The sequence below is a fragment of the Bradyrhizobium sp. AS23.2 genome (assembly GCF_001908185.1).
In the GTDB taxonomy this organism is placed as follows: domain Bacteria; phylum Pseudomonadota; class Alphaproteobacteria; order Rhizobiales; family Xanthobacteraceae; genus Bradyrhizobium.
The window spans coordinates 1-12,208 of sequence record NZ_LGHM01000198.1 but is presented as its reverse complement, the minus strand read 5'-3'; the positions used below and the strand labels follow the sequence as shown (position 1 = coordinate 12,208).

Annotated in this window: 10 protein-coding genes and 4 pseudogenes; 4 read left to right on the top strand and 10 right to left on the bottom strand. The window is 61.3% G+C overall.

Annotation, left to right across the window (positions count from 1 at the left end; all coding sequences use genetic code 11):
* Positions 1-327: pseudogene (locus tag AC630_RS35935) on the bottom strand (DsbA family protein); the annotation flags it as partial.
* 199 nt (positions 328-526) lie between these two features.
* Here AC630_RS35935 and AC630_RS44650 point away from each other — a divergent pair.
* A pseudogene (locus tag AC630_RS44650) lies at positions 527-613 on the top strand (transcriptional regulator); the annotation flags it as partial.
* Between the two features lie 58 nt (positions 614-671).
* Here the strand turns inward: AC630_RS44650 and AC630_RS35930 are convergent.
* From AC630_RS35930 to AC630_RS45910, 3 genes and pseudogenes are all read right to left on the bottom strand, one after another.
* Positions 672-1,044 (bottom strand): annotated as a pseudogene (locus AC630_RS35930) (rhodanese-like domain-containing protein).
* Positions 1,045-1,139: 95 nt separating this feature from the next.
* Positions 1,140-1,445: pseudogene (locus AC630_RS35925) on the bottom strand (DUF3455 domain-containing protein); the annotation flags it as partial.
* A gap of 341 nt (positions 1,446-1,786) precedes the next feature.
* Positions 1,787-2,065 carry a hypothetical protein gene (locus AC630_RS45910; RefSeq protein ID WP_167561347.1) on the bottom strand — a complete coding sequence of 93 codons (279 nt, stop codon included), beginning with the start codon at positions 2,063-2,065 and terminating at the stop codon, positions 1,787-1,789.
* A gap of 242 nt (positions 2,066-2,307) precedes the next feature.
* Between AC630_RS45910 and AC630_RS35915 the strand changes: the two genes are divergently transcribed.
* The gene (locus AC630_RS35915; protein ID WP_074123134.1) at positions 2,308-3,165 is read left to right on the top strand and encodes an SDR family NAD(P)-dependent oxidoreductase; all 858 of its coding nucleotides are present in this window, start codon (positions 2,308-2,310) and stop codon (positions 3,163-3,165) included.
* 107 nt (positions 3,166-3,272) lie between these two features.
* On the opposite strand, the gene AC630_RS35910 is transcribed toward AC630_RS35915, so the two are convergent.
* The 6 genes from AC630_RS35910 to AC630_RS35885 form a co-directional block, all read right to left on the bottom strand.
* Entirely contained in the window at positions 3,273-4,013 is a 741-nt protein-coding gene (locus tag AC630_RS35910) for a hypothetical protein (RefSeq protein WP_074123133.1), read from the bottom strand.
* Between the two features lie 25 nt (positions 4,014-4,038).
* The gene (locus AC630_RS35905) at positions 4,039-5,475 is read right to left on the bottom strand and encodes a helix-turn-helix transcriptional regulator (RefSeq protein WP_245330618.1); all 1,437 of its coding nucleotides are present in this window, start codon (positions 5,473-5,475) and stop codon (positions 4,039-4,041) included.
* Complete coding sequence (locus AC630_RS35900; protein WP_074123132.1) at positions 5,382-6,155, bottom strand: outer membrane protein; 774 nt, start codon at positions 6,153-6,155, stop codon at positions 5,382-5,384. Before AC630_RS35900 ends, AC630_RS35905 begins: the two co-directional genes overlap by 94 nt.
* A gap of 263 nt (positions 6,156-6,418) precedes the next feature.
* A complete protein-coding gene (locus tag AC630_RS35895) occupies positions 6,419-7,801 on the bottom strand; it encodes an outer membrane protein (protein ID WP_083636506.1) in 1,383 nt (460 codons plus the stop codon).
* 389 nt (positions 7,802-8,190) lie between these two features.
* Complete coding sequence (locus AC630_RS35890; protein ID WP_074123130.1) at positions 8,191-9,018, bottom strand: outer membrane protein; 828 nt, start codon at positions 9,016-9,018, stop codon at positions 8,191-8,193.
* Positions 9,019-9,390: 372 nt separating this feature from the next.
* Positions 9,391-10,182, bottom strand: coding sequence for an outer membrane protein (locus AC630_RS35885; protein WP_167561346.1), 792 nt, complete (start codon positions 10,180-10,182; stop codon positions 9,391-9,393).
* A gap of 334 nt (positions 10,183-10,516) precedes the next feature.
* On the opposite strand from AC630_RS35885, the gene AC630_RS35880 reads away from it, so the two are divergent.
* Positions 10,517-11,125, top strand: a complete 609-nt coding sequence (locus AC630_RS35880; protein ID WP_083636505.1) for a GNAT family N-acetyltransferase — start codon at positions 10,517-10,519, stop codon at positions 11,123-11,125.
* Positions 11,126-11,328: 203 nt separating this feature from the next.
* Entirely contained in the window at positions 11,329-12,042 is a 714-nt protein-coding gene (gene radC, locus AC630_RS35875) for a RadC family protein (protein ID WP_074123127.1), read from the top strand.
* Positions 12,043-12,208 lie beyond the last annotated feature (166 nt).

The window sequence follows — 12,208 nt, the reverse complement described above, 5'->3', positions numbered from 1 at the left end:
GCAGTAGGGGCAATTGTAGTCGAAGAACTCGACGAAATTCACATCGCCGTCACGGTTGCCGATCACGACGCCGCGCGGTGAGTTGAAGATCACGTCCGGATTCTTTTGGACGGCAACGCGATGCTTTTCAGCTTCTGCGGCTGCCTGACGCTTCTGCAATTCCGCGGACATTTCCTCGATCAGTTCGGGATTGGCGACCAGGTAATCCTTAATGATCTTCTGAATCTCGCTCTTCTGCGCATCGTTGAACGACTGCGCGTGGGAGACGGCGGGAAGACCCAACACCAGCGCGAAGGCGGGGGGAGCAAGAGAGCGGAGCGAGACCATGGATATTCCTTCGGACCGTGTGAGTTGGTGCAACGCCGGGATCAATTTTATGTCGGCTTCGCATTAACAATGTCGTCGGCCTTCACCGGGTGTGCCGATCGCAAACCTTGTCTTCGCGCGCGAGGCGAGATCGCGCGCAGTCTTCTGGTCTCCACGCAGAAAGGCTGCCTGCGCCGTTCCGATCGCCGGTCCCATGCACGTCCAGGACGTCGCCAAGAAGCTACTTGCCTCGCGCGATGCGCAGGCGATCTATTCGGTGCTGGCGCTGCCGACGGCGAGCGCGGCTGAAGTCGCTCGCTTTCCGGTCACAATCTCGCAAAGATATGCAGGGTTGGGATCATGCGTTAGTCGGTGGGACCTCCGCCGTCGCTCCAATCCTTGAACGCGCCCAGGTTGAATACCTTCGGGTATCCCATTTCCTGCAACGTCTTGCCGGCGAGCGCGGACCGCCCCCCCGGATGCGCAATAAACGATCACCGTCTTGTCCTTGCTGAACTGCTTGTCGTGATACGGACTGTCGGGATCGGCGCGGAACTCCAGCATACCTCGAGATACGTTCACGGCCCCTGCTATCTTTCCGCTTTTTTCGACTTCAGGAGCGTCGCGGACGTCGACAATCAAGGTGTCGCCTTTCGCGAGCAGTTCGCGGGCCTGGGCCGCTGTGATTCTCGGTACTGCGGCGTTTGCCAGTTCGATGAGCTGCTTAATGTTCGTCATCTCGGTTTCGTCCCTTGAATCGATTTCATGAGGTCATCGACAGGGCGTCGTGTGACTTGACCTGCCTTACCGTGAAGTGAGGAAGGATACTCTGATTAGCGGCCTTTCGTATAGAACAAGTAGTCTGCCGCGTAGGGTGCACTCCGCAAGTCGCCCGCCGCTTCGCATGAGCCCTGCATCACCCCGCCTTTGGTATTGAGACGTTGAATCGTTGTCGTTCCCGCGAGCAGCCCGGCGTCGCCCTGCGGGGTTGCGACGAGCTTGAGCAAAGGGATGTCGCTCGGCGTTGCGCCGGGCGCCTGGCCAGCAACTTTCCCGCCGACAAAGCTGCCGTCGTCCAGCTGCCACCTCGGGCCCGCGAAATGGCGACCAACGGTTTTGCCGTTGATGATGAGCGTGGCGGTCGGCTCGCGGAACTGCCAGACGAGCTTGCCTGACGCATCTGCCTTGCACTCATAGAGCGAGCGCCTTCGGCATGTACCGTCGCCACCAGCGTTTCACCGACGGCCGCGATTTCGGCCGGCACTTCGGCAGCGATGGCGGGCGCTGACAACATTCCGACGCCAACCAGCCAGACAATGTGCAATAGCGGTTTCATGGAAGTGTTCCTTTGAAGATTATCGACGCGATTACATCCCCGGTGATTTCCGCGCGGCCGCTGGCGATCAGGCGGACGGCAACGGTGTTGCTGATCTCCTTGGTGCCAGCTCGCCAGCCGCCGCGCGGACGCCGCTCAAGGGGACTAGGTTCGAGCGGCTTGAGTGGATTGCAATTTATCGGCGCTGGCCGCGCCCGTGACGAGCGCGCGGGCTTTCGCAAGCGCGTCCGCGACCAACATCGCAATCTCGATCGAGGAGAAGCTTCCGTGGTCGACCAGTGCCGTCATGGCGTCGGCCTCGGTGCGTGTCGCATCCAGCCGCACCAGCTCGGAAGCCATTTGCACCACGCGCGCCGGGTTCTGCCACAACAGTGCGCCGTCGATGAGGGGAAAGGGCACGTATCTGCCGTCTTGATCTTTCATTCAATAAGCTCTCTGGACTTGAATTGCGCGACCATGTCATTCGGGCACATCGGGCGCGTCCTACGATCGGGGGACCAACGATCAACTTTCAGTGCACACGAACGGCGGTGCCGTTCGCTGCCACTCTCGAAGTGTTTATCGCAGATCTGCGCGGGGTCTCTTGAACGAATCCGCGAAGACCGCATGTTGCGCACGCTCGGCGGGTAAACCGAAAGCGAGGGTAATCTATGCAGTCTCAGAATTTGCGATCGGTCGTCATCACCGGCACGTCGACCGGGATCGGCTGGAGTGCTGCGAAGATCTTGCTCGATCGCGGCTTTCGCGTGTTCGGCAGCGTCCGCAAGGCGGAGGATGCCGCACGTCTGAAGGGCCAATTCGGAGCCAACTTCGTGCCGCTGATGTTCGACGTCACCGACGAGGCGGCGGTTTTCGCCGCTGCGGCGGAGGTAAGGACCGCACTCGGCGGTGGGACATTGGCCGGGCTCGTCAACAATGCGGGGATCGTCGTCGCGGGCCCCACGCTCGAGGTGTCCCTCGACGATTATCGCCGGCAGATGGAAATCAACGCGATCGGGCCGATCAGCGTGACGCGGGCGTTCGCGCCGCTGCTCGGCGCCGCTGCCGGGCTGAAGGGGCCGCCCGGGCGCATCGTGATGATCAGCTCGGTGTCCGGCGTCATTGGCAGCCCATTCGTCGCTCCGTACAGCATGTCGAAACACGCGCTGGAAGGCTTCTCCGAGAGCCTGCGTCGCGAACTCCTGCGGTATAGCATCGACGTGATCGTCATCGGCCCCGCCGCGGTCAAGACGCCGATCTGGGCCAAGGCGCAGGAGATCGATGTGTCGCCGTTCGCGAAATCGCCGTACTTCCCGGCGCTGTTGTGGATGCGCGCCATGATGCTTCATGTCGCCAAGAGCGGCTTGCCGGTGGAGCGCATCGGCGAACTGATCCACAAGGCCTTGACCGTGCCGCGCCCGAAAGTCCGCTATGCGCCCTCCAACGAGCCGTTTCGGTTGTTCATGATGCAGATCCTGCCAAAACGGCTGATCGACCGTTTCGTTGCCGGGCAACTCGGGCTGTTACCGGAGTTGGCGGACTGAGGCACAGCAAGAGCGATGAACATTCTCTCGATTCAATCATGGTGGGGCATCGGCCATGCCGCCCGGAATCTGGACTGCTGGAGGATAGAGTCCTGCGCGTCTCGATCTCATTGCGCATGCGCAAGCAAACGTCGCAGCACTTCCTCTTCGCTATCACCAAAAGAAAACAGGTTTTGAACGGAAAGCCCTTCGCGTTCCAGAAGATACGCCACCAAAAGGCGGTATTTCGAATAGAGTCCTGAGGCGGCAGGATCGAGGTCGGGATGTGCGGCTCGCAGCTGTGCGGTCAACGCATCGATGTCGACCTGTCCTTCGAAAGCGACGTAGTCTGCCAAGCCCTCACGTATCCATACCGGCAGCTTCCAATTGCCTATCGCGCCAGTACGCTGTCCGATCAGAGTGTGGGCGATTTCATGCGCCCCAAAATAGGCCAGAGTTCGCGGTCCAGGTACTCGCTGGCCATTGCTTTGAAAAAGCCGGTCCATGTCGCCTTGGCGGAGGAATACGTTCTGCCCCAGCGGGTAATAGTTGACCCCTCCGGCGCCGTAATTGTTCAAGAAAGTAAGACGCCTGCGCCATTCAGCGTTCACGATGAAGACACGGTAGCTCGAGTGGGCGTCAGCAATCTCCGCTGGTGCGGAGGAAATTCGCCTTTCAATGTCCGCAAGCACCCGTATGCCGTCGTCCGGCTCAAACGGCGCATCGGAATATAGCGGTAGGCGGCCAGAATGAACGCTGTAGGCGAATAAAGGCTGCGGCCGCGCAAGGACCACTGAGATTGCGACGCCAAGTGCGATGGCGACACCGAGAATGCCAAAGCCCAGTCGTCGAATGTGATGTTGCTTCATCAAGGATGCGCCATCGCCAGGATTCCTAGCTGGCCAGCATCGTCGAAAAACCTGCAACGACCTTGACGAGATCGGCCTGGCGGGCGACGCTCATCTTTTCAAACAGGCGGCCGAGATGCGTCTTGACCGTCGATTCAGCGACGCCGAGCGCCGCCGCGACCTGCGGCACGCCGCCAACCTCGACAATGGCCAGCAGCACACGCAGCTCGGTGGGCGTCAAATTATACGTCTTGGCGATGATTCCCGGAGGCGAACGCATCTCCAGTTCGGCCTTGCGCACGAACAGAGCCGCAGTCGCGGTATGTGCGACGCTGGCGGCGCGACGGGCGCCGACCGTGAGCGGGAGCAGATGCGCGACATACCGCGTCCCGTCGTTCGCCATCAGCGTCAAACCGATGCCCCGCGCGCCGACCGCGTCATCGCCATCCCGCGCGGCGTAGAACAGTTTCTGCAAGATCTGGTCAAGCGCCGCATCGCGCGCAACGAGCCGGCCGCCGGCGACGTACAGGAAATCGTCCATCGCAAGCATGGCGTGGCCGGCAGCATTGGCATGAACGAGGCGCCCGTTCGCATCAACGAGACAAATGCCGGCGCTAAGACCGTCGAGCGTATCGGCCAGGTTGGCCGCCTCCGCCGATTTCAGATCGATGATCCGGCTGACGAGCACGGCACGGCGGATATGCGGCGCGATAAGGCGCATGCGTCGGCGCGCGGCATCATCGGCAATGCCGTCGCGTTCGTGGCGAAACACCCCGAACAAGGCAAGGCTGGTCGCGGACTTGTCGAGCGTCGTGGAGATGAAATCGACCAGCCGCTGGGGCTCCACCCATTCCTGGTAGAACCGGGTTGCCCGAAACTCGTCGTACGGCATCAGATCCGAGAGTGCGATCGGCTGATCGATGTCGGCAAAGAAATGGCCGATCGTGACCGGATCCATTCTGGCATATGTGTCGAGATACGTTTGCCGGTAATGATCAGGAATGCCGCCGCTCTCATAGAGGACGTTTCCGCTCATGTTGACGGCGTCCTTTGAAACCAGCGTCGCGGACAGCCCACCCACAAACCGTCCGGCCTTGCCGACGACATCGGGCCAGAGCGCGGAATCGAGCGCCGCATCGTAGATGTCGCCGATCAGGCGAGAGAGATGCTCAAGTTCGCTCAAGGATGTCCGCACCCCCGGCAGGGCGGAGGCCCCCCTATGGTGCAATTCGTACTGACGGATCGACATGCGGGCAATGAAAAATCGATGGTGGCTGGCGAGGGTGCAGCACAAAAATACGCGAGCAGCTTCCGTCCGCATTTGAGGCCGAAGCCAGTCACGCACGGGCGGGGGCCCGAGGACGGCCCTGTAACAGTATTTGGTGGCGGTTACTGCCCGAACTTGTAGTTGATGCGAAGGCGCGCGACGTCCGTCGTCAACTGGCTGCGGAGGACGCAGTCGGTTGGGCCCCGGAAGCCGCAAAAATTGCTACCATCGGCGCGTAGGATATGCGCGTCACGGTCCTGATACATCGTATGGAGGAACTCGGCGCCAATCGTCCAGTTCGGGTTCAGGGCGTACTCAACGCCGGCTCCGATCACACCACCCCAGAGCACGCCGCTGTTGTTGGCGGTCCTTCCAGAGGGAAGGCCAAAATCGGGGTCTGTAGTATCATTGTGGAAATCGATTCCGGTCTGCTTGACGTCAGCCCAGGCGGCACCGCCCGTTACGTAAACCAACGCGTTGTTGACCACCAAACCAGCGCGGGCCCGGATCGATCCACTGATATCAGCCTTGCTGCTGACCCTCAAAGCAAAGAAATCACCGCCACCGATGACGGAGTCCTTGAATGAGCTGTTGCCGTTCACGTCCGCTTCGATGCCGACCAGGCCGGCGCCAAACTGATAATTATAGCCGATCTGGGCGCCGCCGGTGAAAAAGCCGCGCGTGGGGGTCGCCGACGAGCAATAAATGATGCAGGGATCGTCAAAGTGGGACGAAGCCATGCCCCCGCCGATGTTGCCGCCGATGTAGAAGCCCGTCCAGCTATAGACCGATGCCAGCGGCGCAGCTTTTGTAAAGCTCGGGGCGAGGTCTGCCGCCGAGCTTGCGACCGTGGTGGCCAACAAGAGAGCAGCTGCGGCCGTGAAGGTGGCTCTCATTGGAAATCTCCTGATTGGGGATGAAGCCAAGTCGTTGTTTGGACCTTCCGGGAAGGGTTCGGATCGTTCCGGACAATCGCGCCCCAATCCTCGAAGGAGCCGCGACGTTCGTGTCACGGTTGCTGGTATTCGCCCTGAAACGAAATGGCGTCATACGTTCGGGGGAGGTGGCTCACTGTCCGAGGAAGTGTTGTAAAAATGCCCGGCCGGTAAGGCAGGCGCACGCGCGTGGTGTGCTGAGAGCATGCGGCGCCTGCCGGCGATCAACCGCCAAGCCTGTAGTTCAAGCCCGCCCTGTAGACGTGGAAGCGGTTGTCGAAGACGACGACCGCTTGATCAATCGGCAAGCCATCGACGGAAGTCTTGCCAGCGTCAATGTAGAGATACTCCGCCTTGGCCGACCAGTTGCCACCCAGCATGGTTTCAAGGCCGCCACCCAGCGTCCATCCGGTCGCGGTTTTCGAACTCTCGACAGGGGGCGAAGAAACAGCGAGGTTCCCAAAGATACTCTTCACGTTCACAAAGGCTGCGCCACCGGTGACATACAGGAGTGAAGGCCCGGTGGTGTAACCGAGCCGCCCGCGGATCGTGCCGTACCAGTCTGCCTTGACGCCGAAAGTAACGGGGTCGTTCCAGTCCTTGATCGTGCGGTTGATGCCCAGATGACCGAAGTCGGCCTCAAGGCCGGCGACCCAATGCGGCGACGCCTGCCAATTGAAGCCGGCCTGCAAGCTGCCGGTCGCACCGAGACCGGCAATATCGAGCTCGCCTTCGTTCGGCGCAATGAACACCGGCGCGAACTCCGGCTCGGGCAGATTCGGTGTGGATGCGTTCACCTGCGAAACACTGGCGCCCGCATTGACGCCCACATACCCGCCGGTCCAGCTGGTGTCGCCTGTATTCGGGCGCGAGGCGAGTGCACAGCACTCCGTGCCGGCGCTGCCGAGTCTGTAGTTCAGGCCCGCCCTGTAGACGTGGAAGCGGTTCTCGAAGACAGCGTCCCCTATCACCCGACCAAAGGGACCAGCGACGGTCGTCCTGCCTGCGTCGATATAGAGATACTCTGCCTTGGCCGACCAGTTGCCGCCCAGCATGGTTTCGATGCCGCCGCCCAGCGTCCATCCGGTCGCGGTTTTCGAACTCTCGACAACGAGAGAACGATCCGTGTCGGCAAAAACATTCTTCACGTTCACGAAGGCCGCGCCGCCGGTGAGGTAGAGAAGCGACGGACCGGTGGTGTAACCGAGCCGACCGCGGATCGTGCCGTACCAGTCCGCCTTGACGCCAAAGGCAACGTCGTCGTTCCACTCCGCAAACGTGCGGTCGATGCCCAGATGACCGAAGTCGGCCTCGATGCCGGCTACCCAATACGGCGAAATCTGCCAATTGAAGCCGGCCTGCGCGCCGCCGGTCGCGCCGAGGCGGGCAACATCGAGCTCGCTATTTAGAAACTGCATTGCATTCGGCGTAGAGGCGTTCACTTGCGAAAGGCTGGCGCCCGCGTTGACACCGACATACCAGCCGGTCCAGTTGGAGACGGGAGCGGCGGCCTTGAACGCCGGCGCCTTCACCGGCAGATCGGCGGCAAGTGCCGGGCCACAACATACCATGCCGGCAACCATGCCCACGGACAAACGGACTTTCATTCAACAAGCTCCCCCAGGGATTCGAACTGGCCGAACCTCGAACGCGACGGGCCGAACGAGTCAGCGATCGCGCAACCATGTCATTCGGGCAAACCAGGCGCGTCCAGCGATCGGGGGACAACGATCACGTTTCAGCCACGCGGATGGTGTGCGGCGCGGGCGGGCCCGCAAAATCAGCGAAAAACGCTGCATCCGAGGACCTGATCGGACATCGCCAGTCTGATTTTTCGACCGTCTGTGGTCAATTCGTCACACAAGGAATGGGCCCTTGTGACTTCAGGCGAGGTGCACGGCGGCAGTTAGATTTAAAGTCTGATTTGGGAGACGAATTGTGAAGACGAATAAGCCCCGGACCATGCCGGGGCTTTTGTTTGTCGGAGTATGGCCGCTCAGTACTTGGCGACGACCGGGCCGCCGAACTTGTAGCTCAAGCCGGCGCGAACGACCTTGACATTGTTGTCGCTCCAGCTGAACCGCAGCGGATTGCCTGTCGCCGGTCCGCTGGGCTGGTTTTCGAGAACGGTGGCGGAGGTTCCGTCAAATCCGTAATAGAGATATTCGAACCGGAACATCCAGTTCTGCGCAGCGAGAAATTCGACGCCGGCACCGGCGATCCAGCCGGTCTTGGTGTCGTCGAACGCAACCGATCCATTGAACGCCGTGTTGGGGAACACCGAATTTCCGAAGAACTTCTGACGCTCGAAGGCGACGCCGCCGGTCACATAGGCCATCCAGTTTCCGGCCCACACATAGCCGACCCGCCCCCGGACTGAAGCAAGCCAATCGATATGGCTGTTCATGGTCACAAAGCTGGCCGCTCCAAGCGGAGCGCCATTGAACGTCATGGGCGACTGCCTTGCAGTTGCGTCAAGCGACGTCCAGGAGAAATCACCTTCAACGCCAAACATCCAATTCGGCGAAGCCTGCCAGTTGTAGCCGGCGTGAGCGCCGCCAATCACGTTTGTTGCCGACGCCCGTCCAAAAAACACGGGATCGTCCTGACTATTCGGTCCGGGCAGTTCGGCCCAGGACTGGCCTACATCGGGCCCCCTTGCGCCGCCAACATGTCCGCCGATATAGAACCCGGCCCAAGACGGGACCGGCGCGACGACCGGCGGCGGAGCCTTAGTGTAGGTACGCGCAGGCAGGTCGGAAGCGAGTGCCGGAGCAGAGCACATCGCGGCGGCAGCAATGCCCACGGCCAAACGGACTTTCATTCGACAAGCTCTCCGGATTCCAACTGGCTGAGAATCAGCGCGATGTGCGCGGCAGTCAGCGACCGCGTGACCATGTCATTCGAGCAAGCCGGGCGCGTCCTGCGATCGGGGGACAACGATCACACCGGACCTCGCCGATCCGATTTTTTCGACCCTCTGTGGTCGATTCGTCACACAAGGGAGTGGGATGACTTCAGGCGAGGGGCACGACGCCTCCACAACCTGCGCCAAGCTTTACGCCGAGTACGAAACAACCCGGAAGCCGTCCATCTCCGCGTCGAGCGGCTCGTGTGAGCGGGATTTGGGAGACGAATTGTGAAGACGAAAAAGCCCCGGACCATACCGGGGCTTCTGTTTGCCGGAGGTGGCCGCTCAATACCTGGCGACGACCGGGCCGCCGAACTTGTAGCTCAAGCCGGCGCGGAGCGTGTCATACTGGAAGCTGCGTGAGCGCGTAGCAGTCTGCGGCGCAACGAGATTCGACGGAAAAACGGCGGCATAGTCGGCGCTGCCCAGGTCGTAGTGCAGATACTCGGCACGCAGTAGCCAGCTTGGCGTGAGCATGGTCTCGATCCCTGCGCCGGCAACCCAGCCCGTCCTGGTGTCCGAGAAATTGACGGTCTGGTTGAGCCGCACGTTGGCGTTTCCGCATCCACCGTTAAGGCAGTTGGCATTGATGCTGGTCTTGACGTCGCCCCAAGCGGCGCCGCCGGTCGCGTAAACCATCACCCGGTCCCACGCAAAACCCAGTCGCCCACGCACCGAGGCGAGCCATTCAGTTTTTTCGCTGTAGGTGAGGAATCCCCGATCAAGGTCGGTACAGGGACGGCTTCTAGTATCTGTCTGGCGGCAGAACGAGTTCTTGGCGTCCGTCCAATCCCAGTCGGCCTCGACGCCGAACACCCATCGGGTCACCTGCCAGTTGTAGCCGGCATGGACGCCGCCAAACACGGCGCCGTTGCTGACCGAGTCATTTTGCGGGTTGGTCAGGACGACGTTGTCGGTTTGGATAAAGTTCGTGGCGCCGGAATTATCCTGCCAGATTCCGCCGACATTGCCGCCGATATAGAAGCCGGTCCAATCATAGGCGACCGCAATCGGCGGGGGCGCCTTGGTGTAGGTCCGCGCCGGAAGATCGGCGGCCGACGCGGCGCCGGCGAACAACGATGATGCAGCGATGGCTGCCAGTACGTGCTTTTTCATTTAGATCCCCAAGAATTCGAACTGGCCGAACATCGAACGCGACGCGCCGAACGAGTCAGCGACCGCGCAACCATGTCATTCGGGCAAACCAGGCGCGTCCCGTGATCGGGGGACGACGATCACACCGGGCATCGCCGGTCTGATTTTTGGACCGCCTGTGGTCAATTGGTTACACGAGGAATGGGCCCTCGTGACTTCAGGCGACGCGGCACAAGCTCCATTGTTGCGGAGGCCATCCGTGCTTTATTCTGCTGATCCTTGGTCCGCTCAGCGCGCCTGACGCGATCAGCACGCAATGAGTCGAACCAAAATACTCTGGGTGACCTATTGGATGGTTGATAAAATAGCCTTTCGGCCAGTTACTTCGGAGAATTGGCACGACTTTGAAAAGCTTTTTGAGAGCCGAGGCGGCCCCAAATCGTGCTGGTGCACAGTATGGCGAACGGTGGAGACGCTCCCGGTGGCGGAGCGGCCGGCCACCGCCAAAAAGCTCGAGATGAAGAGACGCATATCGTCTGGAGAGCCCGTCGGGTTACTCGGTTACTTTGACTCCGAGCCTGTCGCATGGTGCTCGATCGCGCCTCGGGACACATACCGCGCGTCAATGAGCGATATGATGCCGGGTGACGAGAAGCAGAGCATCTGGTCGATCGTTTGCTTCTTCGTGTCGAGGCCCTTCCGTGGACAAGGGATGTTTCAGAAGATGATCTCGGCCGCGGAAGAGCACGCTGCCAAGAACGGAGCGACGCTGCTTGAAGGGTATCCCGTCGATCCGGACTCTCCGAGCTACCGCTTTGGAGGTTATGTGTCCGCGTTCGAGCAGGCAGAATATGCACTGGTCGGCCGAAAGGGAGCACGCCGGCACATTGTGCGCAAAATGCTCAGTCAGAACAGGGCTGAATAGGCCTGCGACTTTGAACCGCCGCCGCCCGCCGTCCCGCGGGCATGGGCGGGCCGATGTTCGGACGTCCGATCAAGGATCGGCTGGCTGCACTGGTGCCGGGGATGATGCCCAATCGCTGAGCGGCGCCGCCGGACGGAGCGAGCCGCCAAGCTCGCGACACTTCTTGGTTGCAAAATGCGCTCCGTCCGGCATGGTTGTGGCCGATGCCCGCCAAGCCGGACCACGACAAGAGCAGAGCTGAGGAAGCGCCGCACTATCACGGCCATCGCGAGCGGCTGCGCGAGCGTTTCTACAGCGCGGGCGCGGATGCACTGAACGACTTCGAGCTGCTGGAGATGGCGCTGTTTCCGGCGCTGCCGCGGCGCGACACCAAGCCGCTGGCCAAGAGGCTGATCAAGACGTTCGGATCGTTTGCCGAGGTCGTACACGCGCCCGTGGCGCGCCTACGCGAGATCGACGGCATCGGCGAATCCGCGATCAACCAGCTCAAGCTGATCGCCGCGGCTGCGCATCGCGTCGCCAAGGGCGAGGTCAACAGCCGCAACGCGCTGTCGTCCTGGAACGAGGTGATCGACTATTGCCGTTCCAGCATGGCCTTTGCCGACAAGGAGCAGTTTCGCCTCCTCTTCCTCGACAAGCGCAACCAGCTCATCGCCGACGAGGTGCAGCAGACCGGCACCGTCGACCACACGCCGGTCTATCCGCGCGAGGTGATCAAGCGCGCGCTGGAGCTGTCGGCAACCGCGCTGATCCTGGTGCACAACCACCCTAGCGGCGATCCCTCGCCTTCCCAGGCCGACATCCAGATGACCAAGGCAATCATCGACATCGCAAAGCCGCTCGGCATCGCCGTGCACGACCACATCATCGTCGGCAAGAACGGGCATGCGAGCCTGAAGGGGATGCGGCTGATCTAGGACCTCAAGCCTCAGTAGCAATATCTGGAATCAACCCGGACGTAGTAGCCGTCGGGGCGCTGCATGTAGCAGCCGCGCTGATAGGCGTAGTAGCCGGAACGGCGGCGTTCGCCCTCGGAGGCGATCGCGGCGCCCGTGCCGGCTCCGACGACCGCGCCGATTGCGG